Consider the following 14,935-nt stretch of genomic DNA (forward strand, 5'->3'; position numbering starts at 1 on the left):
CCGGGCCTCCGGGCCCGGCTCCCCCGCAGGCAGTTTCGCTAGCTGATCCCCTGGAGATGGCCATGACCACTGCCCCTGCGAAGCCGGCGAAGCTGCCGCGCGAGCTCGATCCGCGCAACCCGCACACCCGGCTGACGAACCTGCTCGACCCGGACAGCCTCGAGCTGATCACGCCCGACGACCTGTCCGGCATGCTCGCCGTCCGCGGCACGATCGCCGGCGCGCCGGTGGTCGCGTTCTGCTCCGACGCCACCGTGATGGGTGGCGCGATGGGCGACGAGGGCTGCGAGGTCGTCTGTACGGCGTACGAGGTGGCCCGGCGCGAGGAACTGCCGATCATCGGGCTGTGGCACTCCGGTGGCGCCCGGCTCGCCGAGGGTGTGCTCAGCCTGCACGCGGTCGGCAAGATCTTCTACGCGATGACGCAGGCCTCGGGCAAGATCCCGCAGATCTCCGTCGTGCTCGGCCCGGCCGCGGGCGGTGCGGCGTACGGGCCGGCGCTGACCGACGTGGTGATCCTCGGGCCGGAGGGCCGGATCTTCGTCACCGGGCCGGACGTGGTCCGCTCGGTCACCGGCGAGGACGTCGACATGCTGCGGCTCGGCGGTCCCGAGCCGCACGGGCGGCGCTCCGGCGTCGTCCACATCACCACCGACACCGAGGCCGCCGCGATCGAGCAGGCGCGCCGGCTGGCCGACCTGTTCGCGAACCAGGGCGAGGTCTCCGGCGACGTCTCCGACACCGACCTGTCCGGCCTGCTGCCGGAGTCCGCCAAGCGCGCGTACGACGTGCACCCGCTGGTCGGCGGCGTGCTCGACGAGGAGTCCGGCGTCGAGCTGCACCAGCGCTGGGCGCCGAACATCGTCACCACGCTCGGCCGGCTCGGCGGGCGCACGGTCGGCGTGATCGCGAACAACCCGCTGCGGCTCGGCGGCTGCCTGGACGCGCTGTCGGCGGAGAAGGCGTCGCGGTTCGTCCGGATGTGCGACGCGTTCGGGGTGCCGCTGGTCGTGCTGGTCGACGTCCCGGGGTACCTGCCGGGGGTCGGTCAGGAGTGGGACGGCGTCGTACGGCGAGGAGCCAAGCTGCTGCACGCCTTCGCCGAGTCGGTCGTCCCGCGGGTGACGCTGGTGACCCGCAAGACGTACGGCGGCGCGTACATCGCGATGAACGCGCGCTCGCTCGGCGCGACCCGGGTGTTCGCCTGGCCGCGCGCCGAGGTGGCGGTGATGGGCGCGGTGGCCGCGATCCGGATCCTGCACCGGCGCAAACTCGCCGACGTCGCGCCGGAGCTGAAGGCGCAGGTCGAGGCCGAGCTGGCGGCCGAGCACGAGAAGATCGCCGGCGGGATCGAGCGGGCCCGGCAGATCGGCGTCGTCGACGAGGTGGTCGAGCCGGGCAGGACGCGGTCGGCGCTGGCCGCCGCGATCGCCGCCGCCGACCAGCATGTTCGTGGGCGGCACGGAAACATCCCGTTGTAGGACAAGCGAAAGGGCGCGAACCGTTGCGGTTCGCGCCCTTTCCACGTGGTGCGGCCGTTGTTTGTGACAACCGGGGGTGTCCCGACACCCGGTGGCCCAACGGCCACGCTTTTGTCCCCTAGCGGGAAGTACCTGACCAGCATCGTCGAAGATCCACCGAAAAGCTCCTGCCTTCACTGCTTTCTTCAGAACTTCTCAGGTTTCGGCTCAGGCACTTGATTCAGTGCCTACACAACCTGGTGCAGCCAGCGAACGGGAGCACCGTCACCTGCGTAGCGAAACGGCTCGAGCTCGTCGTCCCACGGCCTTCCCAGCAAGCGCTCGACCTCTTCGGTCAGGTCGGCCTCGCCGCTCGCGGCCTTGAGCATCGCGGCCTTCAGCCGGTCCTCGGGCACCATGATGTCGCCGTGCACCCCGGTGGTCGCGTGGTACACCCCGAGCGCCGGGGTGAACGAGTACCGCTCGCCCTCGACCCCGTTGCTGGGCTCCTCGGTCACCTCGAAGCGCAGCTTCTGCCACCCGCGCAGCGCGGACGCCAGCTTGGCCGCCGTACCGGCTTCCGCCTGCCACGACAGCTCGGCCCGGTACTGACCCTGGGCCGCCGGTTGCGGGGTCCAGTCCAGTTTCACGGGCACGCCAAGGATGCCGCCCGCTGCCCACTCGACATGCGGGCACAGCGCTGACGGCACCGTGTGGACGTACAGAACGCCACGAGTCGTCGCCACCAGGACCTCCTTTTGTGCTCGAGCTGCGCCTTCCCCAGCGTTCTCGAATCACGGCCAGTCGGTCCTGACAGCGAGACCCATCTTGCACCACAGATCCCTTTGACACCAGTAACCTCGCCGTGTCAACCACATCACCGTCGTGTCGCGATGCTGCACCGATCGGTCCGGAATGTGTCGGCGCCCTTCAGGCCGACGCGCGGACGACCAGTCGCGTCGGCAGGATCAGTGGACTAGGTTGCTCCCCCGCCAGCAGTGCGAGCAGCATCCGGGCCATCTCGCGACCGAGGGCCTGGATCGGCTGGTGCACGGTGGTCAGCGGCGGGACCGTGTGCGCGGCGCTCGCGATGTCGTTGAAGCCGACCACCCGTACGTCGTCCGGCACCGCCCGGCCGGCCTCGCGCAGCACCCGCAGCGCGCCGACCGCCATCTGGTCCGAGGCGACGAACACCGCGTCCAGGTCCGGCCAGCGGTCGAGCAGCTCCGCCATCGCCCGGGCGCCGCCATCCTCGGCGAAGTCGCCGTGCGCGACCCGCGTCGCCTCCAGCCCAGCGACCGCGAGCGCCTCCTGGAAGCCGCGGTAGCGCGCCGTACCGGCGCCTTCGTCGAGGCGGCCGGTGATGGTCGCGATCCTGGTCCGGCCCGCGGCGACCAGGTATTCGGTCGCGGCCCGCGCTCCCCCGCGGTTGTCCGCGTCCACGTAGTACGACGGCTCGAAGCCGAGCGGCCGGCCACCGAACACCACCGGTACGTCGGCCTGCTGCGCGAGCGCGGCGAGCGGATCGTCCTCGCGCAGCGACATCAGCATCACGCCGTCCGCCTGCCGGGTCCGCAGCAGCTGCTCGAGCCGGGCCCGGCTGCGCTGCGAGGTCGCCAGCGACAGGACGAGCTCGAGGTCGGTCTCCTCCAGGACCGACGAGATCCCGACCACCACCTCGGCGAAGAACGGGTCGGCGAACAGCGCCGGGTCCTCGCTGGAGATCGCGAGCACGACCGAGCCGGCCTGCTGCGTGGCGAGCGCACGGGCGGTCGCGTTCGGCACGTAGCCGAGCGCATCGATCGCCTGCTGGACCGCCTCGCGCTTGGCGCGGCTGACGTGCGGCGCGTTGTTGATCACCCGCGACGCCGCCGACCGGGAGACCCCCGCCCGCTCGGCCACCTCGTCGAGCGTCACCTGCCGCTTGCTCATCCGGTCCCTTTCTGGAAGCGCTCCCGGTACATCTTGACACCTGATCACAGCCTGGTCACCCTGGTCGGACTGGAAGCGCTCCCAAATCGCCCACGGAGGCAGCGCATGATCCCGTCCCGCCCTTGGTCCGCGCTCGCCCTCGCGGCGCTGCTGGTCCCGTTCGTCACCCCACCCGCCGCGCAGGCGGCCGATCCGGCGTACGAGCGGGTCCTGAACGGGACGTTCGACGCCGCCGACAAGGCGCCGTGGTGGAGCAGCGGCAGTACGCCGACCGCGGTGCGGGACGGGCGGCTCTGCGCCGACGTCCCGGCCGGCACGGTCAACGTCTGGGACGCGATGATCGGCCAGGACGACATCCCGGTCGAAGCGGGTCAGGACTACCGGCTGCGATTCACGGCAACGGCCAGCCGGGACGTCACGGTCCGCGCGGTCGTGCAACTCGCGGGGACGCCGCAGACGACGGTGCTGAACAAGCCGGCCGCGCTCGGCGCGACACCGCAGAGCTTCGAGTTCACCGCGCCGTCGCCGGTGAGCAGCGAGCACGCGCAGCTCAGCTTCCAGGCCGGCGGCAACGGTGCGGGCTTCACGCTGTGCCTCGACGACATCTCACTGGTCGGTGGCGTCGTGCCGCCCGGCGGGATCCGCGACCTCGGGTCGCCGGTCCGGGTCAACCAGGTCGGCTACCTGAACGACGGGCCGCGGCGGGCGACGTACGTGACGGACGCGGCGGATCCGCAGCAGTGGCGGCTGCTCGACGCGACGCAGCGCGTCGTGAGCTCGGGCTCGACCACGCCGTACGGGATGGACGCGGCGGCCGGAACGCGGGTGCAGCTGATCGACTTCGGCCGGTACCGAGGCAACGGCCAGGGGTTCCGGCTCGCCGTCGGCTCGGACGTGAGCGAAGCGTTTGACCTCGGCAACGATCTCTACCGGTCGCTGCGCCGGGACGCGCTCGCGTACTTCTACAACAACCGCAGCGGCATCCCGATCGAGGCCCAGTACGTCGGTGCCGCCTACGCGCGCCCGGCCGGTCATCTCGGCGTCGCGCCCAACCAGGGTGACATCTCGGTCCCTTGCCTGCCGGGGACGTGCGACTACAGCCTCGACGTGCACGGCGGCTGGTACGACGCGGGCGACCACGGCAAGTACGTCGTGAACGGCGCCCTGGCGGCCTGGCAGTTGCTCGACCTGTACGAGCGGTCGGCGCAGCACGGCGACCGCGGCGTCGCCCTGCGCATCCCCGAGGCCGGCAACCGGACGCCCGACGTACTGGACGAGGCGCGGTGGGAGATCGACTTCCTGCTCCGGATGCAGGCGCCGTCCGGGATGGTGCACCACAAGATCCACGACGTCGCGTGGACCGGTCTGCCGCTGCTGCCGTCAGCCGATCCGCAGCCGCGGTACCTGTACCCGCCGTCGACCGCTGCGACGCTGAACGTGGCGGCGGTCGGCGCGCGCTGTGCGCGGGTTTACGCGGCCTGGGACAAGGCGCTCGCCGCCCGCTGCCTCAAGGCTTCGGAGCGGGCCTGGAAGGCCGCCGTGGCGCATCCGGCGGTCTACGCGCCGGACGGTGGCGTCGGCGGTGGCGCGTACGACGACACGAAGGTCAGCGACGAGTTCTCGTGGGCGGCAGCCGAGCTGTTCGTTGCCACCGGCAAGGCGTCGTACCGGCGAGCGATCACGACGGAGCTGAAGGCTGCTGACGGGTTCTCGTGGCAGGAGACGGGTGGGCTGGCCGACCTTGCGCTGGCGCGGGCGCCGTGGCGGTTGTCGGTGCTGGACCAGTGGAAGCTGCGAACGCGGATCTCGTCGGTGGCGGACGTGTACGTTGCCGCCGCGCAGGGGCAGGGGTATGCGAACTCGTACCAGCCTCTGGACGGGAAGTACGTCTGGGGGTCGAACAGCGCGGTCGCGAACAGCGCGATGATCCTCGGGGTCGCGTACGACCTGACGCACCGGGCGACGTACCGAACGGTGGCGCTGGAGTCGCTCGACTACCTGCTCGGGCGCAACGCGCTGAACCAGTCCTACGTCACCGGGTACGGCGAACGCAGCAGCCAGAACCAGCACCACCGCTTCTGGGCCAAGTCGCTCGACCCGGCCCTGCCGTCGCCGTACCCAGGGTCGCTCGCGGGCGGGCCGAACTCGGGTCTCCAGGACCCGGTCGCGCAGCGCAACCTGCAGGGGTGCGCGCCGGCGACGTGCTACGTCGACCACAGCGGGTCGTACTCGACCAACGAGGTCGCGGTGAACTGGAACTCGGCGCTGGCCTGGATCACGGCGTTCGCCGACGCGGAGAGCACGTCACGGAACCTGAAGGCGCTGGCCAGTCCCGTCGACCTCACGAACGGCTTCTACGTCAACCCGACATCGACCCCCAAGGCCTGGGTCGACTCCCACGCCTCCGACTCCCGCGCGGCGACCATCAACACCAACATCGCCTCCAAGCCGACGGCCCGCTGGTTCGGCAACGCACCGAGCGGCTCGACGATCGGCCAGCTCGTCGGCGGGTACGTCGGCGCGGCCGACAACGCGGACAAGCTGCCCGTCCTCGTCGCCTACAACCTCCCCGGGCGCGACGCCTGCGGTGGCCACTCCGGCGGCGGGGCCGGCTCGCCGGCGGCGTACCGGACCTGGGTGTCGGCCTTCGCGAGCTCGATCGGCGCTCGCCCCGCGCTGGTGATCGTCGAGCCCGATGCCCTCGGCGACTTCGAGTGCATGACGGCCGCGCAGATCAGCGAACGCAACGCGATGCTGACCTTCGCGCTGCAGCAGTTCCGGGACAAGGCGCCGAACACCTGGACCTACCTCGACGCCGGCAACGCCGGATGGGTGCCTGCGGCAACGATGGCGCAGCGCCTGACCGGCGCCGGGGTCAGCGCGGCGCACGGCTTCTCGGTGAACGTGTCGAACTACTACACGACCGCGGCCTCCACGGCGTACGCGAACAACGTCCGCGCCGGTCTCTCGACGCCGAAGCCGTACGTCGTCGACACCAGCCGCAACGGCAACGGCTCGAACGGCAACTGGTGCAACCCCGCAGGTCGCCGGCTCGGCTCCCCCACGCAGCTGGGTGGCGGCGCCGAGATGCTGCTCTGGATCAAGGTCCCCGGCAACTCGGACGGGCCGTGCGGCACGGCGCCCAGCACTCCGGCGGGGCAGTTCAACCCCGATCTCGCCGTCCGGCTGATCAACGGGACCTGAAGGCCGGGGAACGCCGTCCGCGCTGCCGCCGACCAGGCGGGCCTCAGCGGCCGGTCGCGGTCGCGTTGAGGAAGGAGTCCATCACCAGGTCGGCGGCGGGACCCGGCTCGATCTCCTCGTACTGGTGGATCGCCAGGTCGAGCAGCGCGAGCAGGACGTCGCAGGCCCAGCCTGCCGGCAGGTCGCCGCGGACGTCGCCGTCCCGGGTCCCGCGCTCGACCAGCCGCTCGATCCGCGCCCGCTGCTCGTCGTGGCGGGCGCGGCTCGGCGCGTCCTGGAGCATCAGCGACATGTCGACCGGCCAGCGGCGGCCGACCCGGATCATCTCCTCGAGGAACCGGTGCACGGCGACGGCGAACGGCGCCGTCTCGACGCGCGCCTCGTCGATCGCCTGCTGGGCCGCGTCGAGCTTGGCCTCGAACATCGCCGCGACGAGCGCGTCGCGGGACGGGAACCGGCGGTAGACCGTCGACCGGTCGACCCCGGCGGCGCGGCCGATCTCGGCCACCGTCCGTCGCGAGCAGGACCTCGGCGTGCACGACGCGCTGCCGGCGGTGAAGACCGTGCTGCTCGACGTCACCGACGAGGCCGCGACCACGACGTTCGCCGAGCGGGCGCTGGCGCAGTTCGGCCGGGTCGACGTCCTGGTGAACAACGCGGGCCACTACCAGATGGGCCCGCTCGAGGACACCACGATGGACCAGGCCCGGCACCAGTTCGAGGCCAACGTCTTCGGGCTGATCGCGCTGACCAAGTCGTTCCTGCCGGCACTGCGCGCGCAGCGCTCCGGCGCGGTGGTCAACATCGCGTCGCTGACCGCCGAGCAGGGCTATCCGTACAGCTCGCTGTACGCCGCGTCGAAGGCCGCGGTGGCCACGCTGAGCGAGGCACTCAACCTCGAACTGGCCGAGTTCGGCGTCAAGGTCCGGGCGATCCTGCCCGGCCAGCACGCGACCCGGATCTTCACCAAGATCGACGTCGCCGACATCTCCGCGGCGTACCAGCCCGGTGTCGCCGCGTTCTTCGCCCAGAACTCGCCGACCGGCTCGGGCCCGGCTGTCACCGCCGCTGTCGTCTACCAGGCGGCCGTGGACGCCGACCCGGCACCGGTGCGCTACTACTCCGGCCCGGACGCGGAGTTCATCCCGGTCGGCAAGCAGATCCTCGGACCACAGACCTACTGGCGGCTGTTCCGCCAGTCCATCATCGGAACTGCCGGCTCGCTGTGGAGCAGCCTGGCCGCCAAGCCGGGGAACACCCCGGTGGACATGGAGGTGTGATCATGACCGGAGCGTTCGTCTTCGTCGCCACGAACAAGGTCCGCGACGGCAAGCTCGCCGCGGAGAAGGACCGGGTGCCCGGCTGGGTCCGGTTCATCCAGGACAACGAACCGCCCACGATCGCGTTCCACGAGTACGTCAGTGCCGACGGCACCGAGGTCGAGTACGTCCAGGTGCACCCCGACACCGCTTCCTTCGAGCACCACATGCGGGTGCTCGCGGAAAGTCCGACCTGTCGTACAAGGAGACCCTGGAGGGCACCACCGCGATCCGGATGTACGGCGAACCGACGCCGGCCATCCTGGAGATGCTCGACCAGCTGGCCGGGGCCGGCATCCCGATCACCGTGTTCCCGGAGCACCTCGGCGGTTTCACCCGGACAGCGAACGCCCAGCCGCACGCTTAGGGGAAGCGCGACGCCATCGCGATGCACGCGCCGGCCGCGGCCAGGGTGAACAGCATCGCGATGCCCGCGAAGCGGGACGTCACTTCCTTGTCGACCTTGTCGTAGCCGACCGACGAGCCGATGTCCTTGTAGACGTCCTCCAGTTCGCCCGCGGACTCCGCCGTGTACGCCTCGCCGCCGGTGATCTCGGCGACGCTGCGCAGCTCGGCGCGGTCCGGGGGGACGCGCTGGCGGATGCCGTCCATCTCGATGAAGCCGGAGTCGGTGCCGAAGGTGATGGTGTAGATCGGGGTGTTCTTCGCCTTGGCCGCCTGCGCGCCTTCCTGCGCCGTCCGGCCGACCGTGCGCTTCCCGTCGGACAGCAGCACGATGCGTGCCGGGGCCGGGTCGTTCGGGTGCTCGGGGTCCGGCGGGACCTGGGTGAGCGACTGCAGCGAGGTGAAGATGCCTTCACCGGTCGCGGTCGACTCGGCCAGCTCCAGGCCGTCGATCGACCGCTGCACGGTCGCCCGGTCGGTGGTCGGCGGCACGATGATGGACGCCGTACCGGCGAAGTTGACCAGGGACACGTTGAACTTCGACGGCAACTGGTTGACGAAGTTCTTCGCCGACTTCTTCGCCGCCTCGAGCCGGTTCGGGTCGACGTCGGTGGCCATCATCGACAGCGACACGTCGATCGCGACCACGATGGTGGCCCGCTCGCGCGGCACCTTGACCTCGTCCTTGGGTTGGGCGAACGCGACGATACAAGAGCAGGCCGCCAGCAGCGCCAGCCCGACAGCCAGGTGCCGACGCCACTGCGGGCGGCGCGGCGCGACCCGGTCGAGCAGCGCGATGTTGGTGAAGCGCAGCGCGTACTGGGCGCGCCGGTGCTGCAGGTAGATGTAGGCCGCGATCACCAGCGGGATCAGCAGCAGGAACCAGAGTCGGGCCGGAGACAGGAACTCCATCAGCGAGCCACTCCCTTCGGCGGTTGGTGCAGGCGCGGCGCGACTCGCTTGTAGGCGAGCACGAACCGCACGGTGTCGGCGACCCAGTCCCGGTCGGTCCGCAGAACCAGGTGCCCGGCTCCTACCCTACGCAGGGCCGTCCTTGTTCGTTCCCGCTGCGCGAGCGCCGCGGCGGCGTACTCCTCACGGACCCGGCGCTTGCGGGTGTCGATCTCGCGCACCGCGCCGGTCTCCGGGTCGCCGATCATCACGACGCCGATGTTCGGCAGCTCGAGCTCGCGCGGGTCGACGATCTCGACCGCGAGCACCTGGTGCTGCGCGGTCAGCTTGCGCATCGCGCGCTCCCAGGACGGCTCCATCCGGGAGTCGATCTCGCCGTCCTCGGGGGTCAGGAAGTCGGACACGACCACGCGCAGCCCGCGCTTGCGCTGCGTGCGGGCCATCGAGTCGAGCGCGCCGGCCAGGTCGCTGCGCGCCTTGTGCTCGCCGTGGTCCTTCTCGGCGAGCAGCGCGCGCAGCAGCCCGTACAGCGCGAGCCGGCCGGAGCGGGCGGGCCAGCGGCGCAGCGTCGAGTCGCGCAGCATCAGCCCGCCGAACCGGTCGCCGAGGCGGTGGGTCAGGAACCCGACCGTCGCCACGGCGGCGACAGCGAGCTCGCGCTTCTCCAGCTGCGAGGTCCCGAAGTCCATCGAGGCCGAGAGGTCGACCAGCGCCCAGGTCTCCAGCTCGCGGTCGGCGATCAGGTCGCGGACGTGCGGCATCGTCGTACGAGCCGTCACAGCCCAGTCCATCCGGCGGACGTCGTCGCCGACCTGGTACTCGCGGGCCTCGGCCAGCTCGGTCCCCGGCCCGGGCAGCAGCCCGAGGTGCTCACCGTGCAGATACCCCTCGAGCCGCCGTACGACGGTCAGCTCGAGGCGCCGCAACGCACGCTCGGGCGCGAGCTGCGAGATCGTCATCGCAGCCCTCGGGTCGGGTCGGTTGGCCACTAGACGAACTCGGGCCGGCCGGACTGGTCGTTGCCGTCGCGCCAGACCGGCTGCGGCGGCGGGACGGTGGCCAGGATCCGCTCGATCACGGCGCGGGCGTCGATGTTGTCGGCGATCGCGTCGAAGGTCAGGCCGAGCCGGTGCCCCATCACGTCCAGCGCGACGGTCTGGATGTCGCTGGGCAGCAGGTAGTCGCGGCCGTGGATCAGGGCCAGCGCGCGCCCGGCCGAGATCAGGCCGAGGGTCGCCCGCGGGCTGACGCCGAGCTCGATGATCGGCTCCAGGTCGGGCAGGTGGAAGTCGGTCGGCGTCCGGGTCGCCATCACCAGGCGGACGGCGTACTCGGCGACCAGGTTGTGCACGAAGACCTGCTCGGCGGAGCGCTGCAGCTCCATGATCGTCTCCGGCTGCAGCACCTGGCGCGGCTGCGGCGGGTCGACGCTCATCCGGCGCAGGATCTCGAACTCCTCGTGGCCGCGCGGGTGCGGGACGTCGATCTTGACCAGGAAGCGGTCGCGCTGCGCCTCGGGCAGCGGGTAGACGCCCTCGGACTCGATCGGGTTCTGGGTGGCGATCACGATGAACGGCTTCGGCATCGGGAAGGTCTGGCCGCCGATCGACACCTGCCGCTCGGCCATCAGCTCCAGCATCGCCGACTGCACCTTGGCCGGCGCCCGGTTCACCTCGTCGGCGAGCACGAAGTTCACGAAGGTCGGGCCGAGCTCGATGTCGAAGGCCTCGCGGGTCTGCCGGTAGATCCGGGTCCCGACGATGTCGGAGGGCACCAGGTCGGGGGTGAACTGGATCCGGGCGAACGAGCCGCCGACCACCGACGCGAAGGTCCGTACGGCGAGCGTCTTGGCGACCCCCGGCACGCCCTCGAGCAGGCAGTGGCCCTTGGCCAGCAACGACACCATCAACGTCTCGACCATGTGCTCCTGGCCGACGATCACGCGTTTGACCTCGGTGATCGCCTCGCCGACCAGACGAGACTGCTGGGCCACTGACCCTGCCGGGACGGTGGTTTCGGTCATGCCAGTCCTTCCGGGGCCCGCACGGGCCTGGTGCTCGGGAACAACGGCCATTCCATCAGATCCGGGGGCAAACCTCCCAAAGGCCCGTCAACCATCCTCCCCACCCACCCAAATTCCACTCCGGACCAGCCCTGGACGGCCGGGTCGCGACAGTGTTACCGGGGATGTGATGGGATTGACCCCGATGACCGCGACCGAGACTCCCGCTGCCGCTGCGCCGCCGCAGGCCCCTGAGCCGCCGCAGCTGGTCCCGGACGCGCTCCCGCTGCTGCCGGAGGACCCGCCGCGGGTCGGCGAGTTCTGGCTGCGCGGCCGGCTCGGCGCCAACGCCGCCGGGTACCTGTACGCCGCCGCGGACGAGACCGGCCGCGGCGCGGTGGTCGCGATGATGACCGAGGGCTCGGCCGACGACGCTTCCGCGCGGGACCGGTTCGTCCGGGCGGTCGACGGGCTGCCCGGGGAGTCGGTGCTCGCGCACAACGACGCGGACGACGACGACCTCGCGCTCTGGGTCGCGCTCGGCCCGCTGCGCGAGGACGACGGCTCCAGCTCGGCCGCCGACGAGCGGCTGATCGCCGAGCGGCGCGGCGAGGACGTGCTGTCCGCCGTACTGATGGACAGGATCCCGCAGATCGGTCGCGTTCGCGGCCCGGACTTCCGGCACTACTGGGAGGGCCGGCGCCGCCCGGGCCTGTTCCGGATCTGGCCGCTGCCCTGGCCCGCCGTGCTGCGGCCGGCGTCGCGGCTCGCGCTGGTCCTGTCGCTGCTCACGATGGCGCTGATCATGGCGCTCGCCGTGCTGATCGCGTGGCTGCTGTTCCGCAACGCGCCCGAGGTCGACCCGGCCCCGATCATCCCGAACCCGAGCGGCACCACCACGGTCACGATCACCCCGACCACGCCGCCGCCCGGCTCGCCCGGCACCGGCACCCCGCTGCCCAGCCCGAGCCCCGGCAGCCCGGGGTCGACCGGTCCTGGGCCCGGTACGCCGAACCCGAACTCTCCCGGGACCCCGGTCGACCCCGCCGACCGCTTCTAGCTCGCGGCCTGCTGCCTCGACCTGAGCAGTGCGATCAGCCCGATCAGGCTGACCACCGCCCAGGTGCCTTCGAGCAGCAGGAATCCCCAGGACCTCTCGACCCCGGCGATCACCGCCAGGACGCCGGATCCGACCAGGTTCAGCACTTGGTACCTGAGCGTCTTCTGCTCCAGCTTCCCCGCCTGCGAGGCGGCGAAGGCGATCAGGATGGTGATCGCACCGGCGATCTCCAGGACGTCGACAGCATGCATGGCGCGTGCCCCTCCGCGGGCTGGCGTCGTCTTTGCGTCGGCCGGGTACGGCGCCGTCTCGTCCGGAGATCCGCGACCGCGGACCCGCGCCTACGATACCGATCCGGTTCTCAGAGGCTGTTCTTGATCGCCGTCGCCTTCGCGACGAGTTGAGCGGCGGCTGGTGCGGGGACGATCTTCTGCGCAGCCAGCAGCTTCACGTCGAGCACGAATGTCGTGAGCAGCGCCTTCGCGACCGGCTTCTGGTTCTTCTGCACCGCCACCCGCGCCAGCTCCAGCTTCAGCACCAGCGCCGCCTCGATCGCCTTCGGGAGATGCAGCGCCTTCACGTCGGCGATGAGGGTCGTGAGGCTCGGCGCCTCCACGATCTCGACCGACCCGGCCTCGCAGTTCGCCCCCGCCGGGCGCGGCATCATCCGCTGATCGTCCTCGACCAGGCAGCTCGCGACCGGCACCCGCCCACCGAGCGGACTGGTCGCCGCCGGCACGCGCACCTGCGAGAACCCGCTCCCGGTCAACGCTGCGAGTTGCGGGTCGGCAGCGGTCACGAGATCCGACGCGATGCTGCCGCAGCTGGCGTCCCGTCGTACGGACAAGCCCAGCGACGTACCGGCGAACGCGCCGCCGATGCCCGCGCACGACGTACCGACCTTCGGCAGCACGATCGCGCTCCGATCGGACCGCACCTGAGCAGCCGGTACGGCGGCCACGTGCGCGCCGGTGACCGCTTCGTCGTCGGCCATCGTGACGTGGGACAGCGTCGCCACGGCGCCGTTGGTCACCGCGAGCCCGCCGCCGGTCGCGGCCGTGTTGCCGCTGAAGGTGCTGTTGAGGAAATCGGCCGCGACGGCGGCCACCCGCACGCCACCACCGGTCCCGGTCGCGACGTTCCCGGCGAACGTCACCTTGTCGGCACCGAGGTTCTCGGTCGCGACGTCGAGCCCGGCGCCGTTCGCGGCGGTGTTGTCGTCGACGGCCATGTCGTCGAGCGTGACCGAGTAGCTGTTGACCACCTTCGCGCCGCCGCCGTTGCCGCCCGCGGTGTTGTTGCTCAGCCCGGTCCGGTCGACGAACAGCGCGGTGATCGCCTGTGCGTACAGCCCGCCGCCGTCACCGGTCGCGGAGTTGTGGTTGATCGGCGTCTCGTCGAACGACAGGTCGAACGGTCCGGTGGCGTCGATCGTCGCCGCACCGCCGCCGTTGCCCGTCGTACTGTTGCCGACCAGCGAGCCCTTGTACATGTGCAGCGCGCCGAAGCCGAGCCAAACGCCGCCTCCACCTCCGACGGACTGGTTGTTCTCCACGAGCACCCGGTCGAGGTTCACGTTCGGCGTCGCGCCGGCGTCCTCGATCAGCACCGGCGTCAGCGCGATGCCGCCACCGGGCTGCGTGCTCTTGTTGCCGGTCACGGTCGAGAGCAGCCCGCTGATCCCGGTCGAGCCGTTGCCGCGCTTGGACGCGGTGAACGAGATGCCGCCGCGCGCGTCGGGCGCGGTCAGGCCGTTGTTGCTGATGTTCGCGGAGTACAGACTGAGCGCACCGCAGTTGCTGCAGAGGATCCCGGCCCGGCCGTTGCCGGAGATACTGCTCAGGTTGACCGTCAGCTTGTTCACCGCGAACCCCTGGCCGGTGTTGGTGATCCCGGTCCGGGTGTTGTTGTCGATGGTCGCGTTCTCGATCTGGACCGGGTAGCCGTCGACCAGCGACAGCCCGGAGCCGGTGTTGCCCGCGATGCTGGTCCCGTCGATCGCGAGCGAGCAGTTGTCGCAACTGACCACGCTGCCGGTGTTGTCGTGCAGGCTTCCGCCGAGCAACGTCATCCGGTACGGCGTGGTGCCGTGCCCGAAGCTGCTCCAGACGACGCTGCCGCCGGGCGACAGCACGTTGCGGACCTCGACGTCGCCGAGCAGCAGCTCGCTGTCGGAGCGGACCGCGGCGCCTTCGAGCGCGGTGTTGGTCGTGTTCGGCCCGCCGTCGATCACCAGGACTTGCAGCTCGAGCCGGCCGTCGTGGCTGGTGCTGTCGATCACCCCGGTCGCGTCGCAGCTCTGCTCGATCGTCGAGCCGTTGCCCTGGACAACCAATTCGTGGTCGTCGGCGTGCGTCAACGGGCCGGAGCAGACCGTCAGGGTGTACGTCAGCCCGGCGCCGAGCGTGATGACGTCGTCGGCGCCGTTGCCGGACGCGGTGGCGAACGCCTCGCGCAGCGAGGTCAAGGCATCACCGCCGTCGACCACGTCGGCGGTCGTGGTGACCGTGATGGCGCCGGCCGCGGCCGGCGCCGTCGTGGCGACGACGCACGATCCGACCAACCCGGCGAGTACGGCGGCACGCAGGCAGAACGCGGTGATTCTGGACATGGAATCCCCCCACAGGAATCGACGGCCTCA

At 71.1% G+C, this 14,935-nt stretch carries 13 protein-coding genes and 1 riboswitch; of the genes, 5 read left to right on the top strand and 8 right to left on the bottom strand.

Annotation, left to right across the window (positions count from 1 at the left end; translation table 11 throughout):
* Positions 1-62 precede the first annotated feature (62 nt).
* Positions 63-1,481 carry an acyl-CoA carboxylase subunit beta gene (locus tag ACZ6Z4_RS36580; RefSeq protein WP_465576138.1) on the top strand — a complete coding sequence of 473 codons (1,419 nt, stop codon included), beginning with the start codon at positions 63-65 and terminating at the stop codon, positions 1,479-1,481.
* 227 nt (positions 1,482-1,708) lie between these two features.
* Here the strand turns inward: ACZ6Z4_RS36580 and ACZ6Z4_RS36585 are convergent, their stop codons facing one another.
* Together ACZ6Z4_RS36585 and ACZ6Z4_RS36590 are read right to left on the bottom strand one after the other, a co-directional pair.
* Positions 1,709-2,206, bottom strand: coding sequence for a DUF3145 domain-containing protein (locus ACZ6Z4_RS36585; RefSeq protein ID WP_465576141.1), 498 nt, complete (start codon positions 2,204-2,206; stop codon positions 1,709-1,711).
* A gap of 184 nt (positions 2,207-2,390) precedes the next feature.
* The gene (locus ACZ6Z4_RS36590; RefSeq protein ID WP_465576144.1) at positions 2,391-3,392 is read right to left on the bottom strand and encodes a LacI family DNA-binding transcriptional regulator; all 1,002 of its coding nucleotides are present in this window, start codon (positions 3,390-3,392) and stop codon (positions 2,391-2,393) included.
* A 105-nt stretch (positions 3,393-3,497) separates the two neighbouring features.
* On the opposite strand from ACZ6Z4_RS36590, the gene ACZ6Z4_RS36595 reads away from it, so the two are divergent.
* Entirely contained in the window at positions 3,498-6,596 is a 3,099-nt protein-coding gene (locus ACZ6Z4_RS36595; RefSeq protein ID WP_465576147.1) for a glycoside hydrolase family 9 protein, read from the top strand.
* A gap of 43 nt (positions 6,597-6,639) precedes the next feature.
* Here the strand turns inward: ACZ6Z4_RS36595 and ACZ6Z4_RS36600 are convergent, their stop codons facing one another.
* On the bottom strand, positions 6,640-7,104 hold the full coding sequence (locus tag ACZ6Z4_RS36600; protein ID WP_465576150.1) for a TetR/AcrR family transcriptional regulator: 465 nt from the start codon (positions 7,102-7,104) through the stop codon (positions 6,640-6,642).
* Between the two features lie 25 nt (positions 7,105-7,129).
* Here ACZ6Z4_RS36600 and ACZ6Z4_RS36605 point away from each other — a divergent pair, with 25 nt between their 5' ends.
* Entirely contained in the window at positions 7,130-7,876 is a 747-nt protein-coding gene (locus ACZ6Z4_RS36605; protein WP_465576153.1) for an SDR family NAD(P)-dependent oxidoreductase, read from the top strand.
* A 274-nt stretch (positions 7,877-8,150) separates the two neighbouring features.
* On the top strand, positions 8,151-8,282 hold the full coding sequence (locus tag ACZ6Z4_RS36610; RefSeq protein ID WP_465576158.1) for a hypothetical protein: 132 nt from the start codon (positions 8,151-8,153) through the stop codon (positions 8,280-8,282).
* On the opposite strand, the gene ACZ6Z4_RS36615 is transcribed toward ACZ6Z4_RS36610, so the two are convergent.
* The 3 genes from ACZ6Z4_RS36615 to ACZ6Z4_RS36625 are packed head-to-tail and all read right to left on the bottom strand — an operon-like array spanning position 8,279 to position 11,255.
* Positions 8,279-9,232, bottom strand: a complete 954-nt coding sequence (locus tag ACZ6Z4_RS36615; protein ID WP_465576168.1) for a VWA domain-containing protein — start codon at positions 9,230-9,232, stop codon at positions 8,279-8,281. The genes ACZ6Z4_RS36610 and ACZ6Z4_RS36615 overlap by 4 nt on opposite strands.
* Entirely contained in the window at positions 9,232-10,191 is a 960-nt protein-coding gene (locus ACZ6Z4_RS36620) for a DUF58 domain-containing protein (protein WP_344168433.1), read from the bottom strand. Before ACZ6Z4_RS36620 ends, ACZ6Z4_RS36615 begins: the two co-directional genes overlap by 1 nt.
* 29 nt (positions 10,192-10,220) lie before the next feature.
* Positions 10,221-11,255 (bottom strand): AAA family ATPase, encoded by a 1,035-nt coding sequence (locus ACZ6Z4_RS36625; protein ID WP_184793736.1) that lies wholly within the window; start codon positions 11,253-11,255, stop codon positions 10,221-10,223.
* A gap of 184 nt (positions 11,256-11,439) precedes the next feature.
* On the opposite strand from ACZ6Z4_RS36625, the gene ACZ6Z4_RS36630 reads away from it, so the two are divergent.
* The gene (locus ACZ6Z4_RS36630; protein ID WP_465576174.1) at positions 11,440-12,294 is read left to right on the top strand and encodes a hypothetical protein; all 855 of its coding nucleotides are present in this window, start codon (positions 11,440-11,442) and stop codon (positions 12,292-12,294) included.
* On the opposite strand, the gene ACZ6Z4_RS36635 is transcribed toward ACZ6Z4_RS36630, so the two are convergent.
* Complete coding sequence (locus tag ACZ6Z4_RS36635) at positions 12,291-12,545, bottom strand: CBU_0592 family membrane protein (RefSeq protein ID WP_465576178.1); 255 nt, start codon at positions 12,543-12,545, stop codon at positions 12,291-12,293. The two genes, ACZ6Z4_RS36630 and ACZ6Z4_RS36635, sit on opposite strands and share 4 nt — an antisense overlap.
* Positions 12,546-12,565: 20 nt before the next feature.
* Positions 12,566-12,633, bottom strand: a riboswitch (guanidine-III (ykkC-III) riboswitch).
* A 22-nt stretch (positions 12,634-12,655) separates the two neighbouring features.
* Positions 12,656-14,905 (bottom strand): right-handed parallel beta-helix repeat-containing protein, encoded by a 2,250-nt coding sequence (locus tag ACZ6Z4_RS36640; RefSeq protein ID WP_465576181.1) that lies wholly within the window; start codon positions 14,903-14,905, stop codon positions 12,656-12,658.
* Positions 14,906-14,935 lie beyond the last annotated feature (30 nt).

It is taken from the genome of Kribbella sp. NPDC104740, from assembly GCF_055583505.1.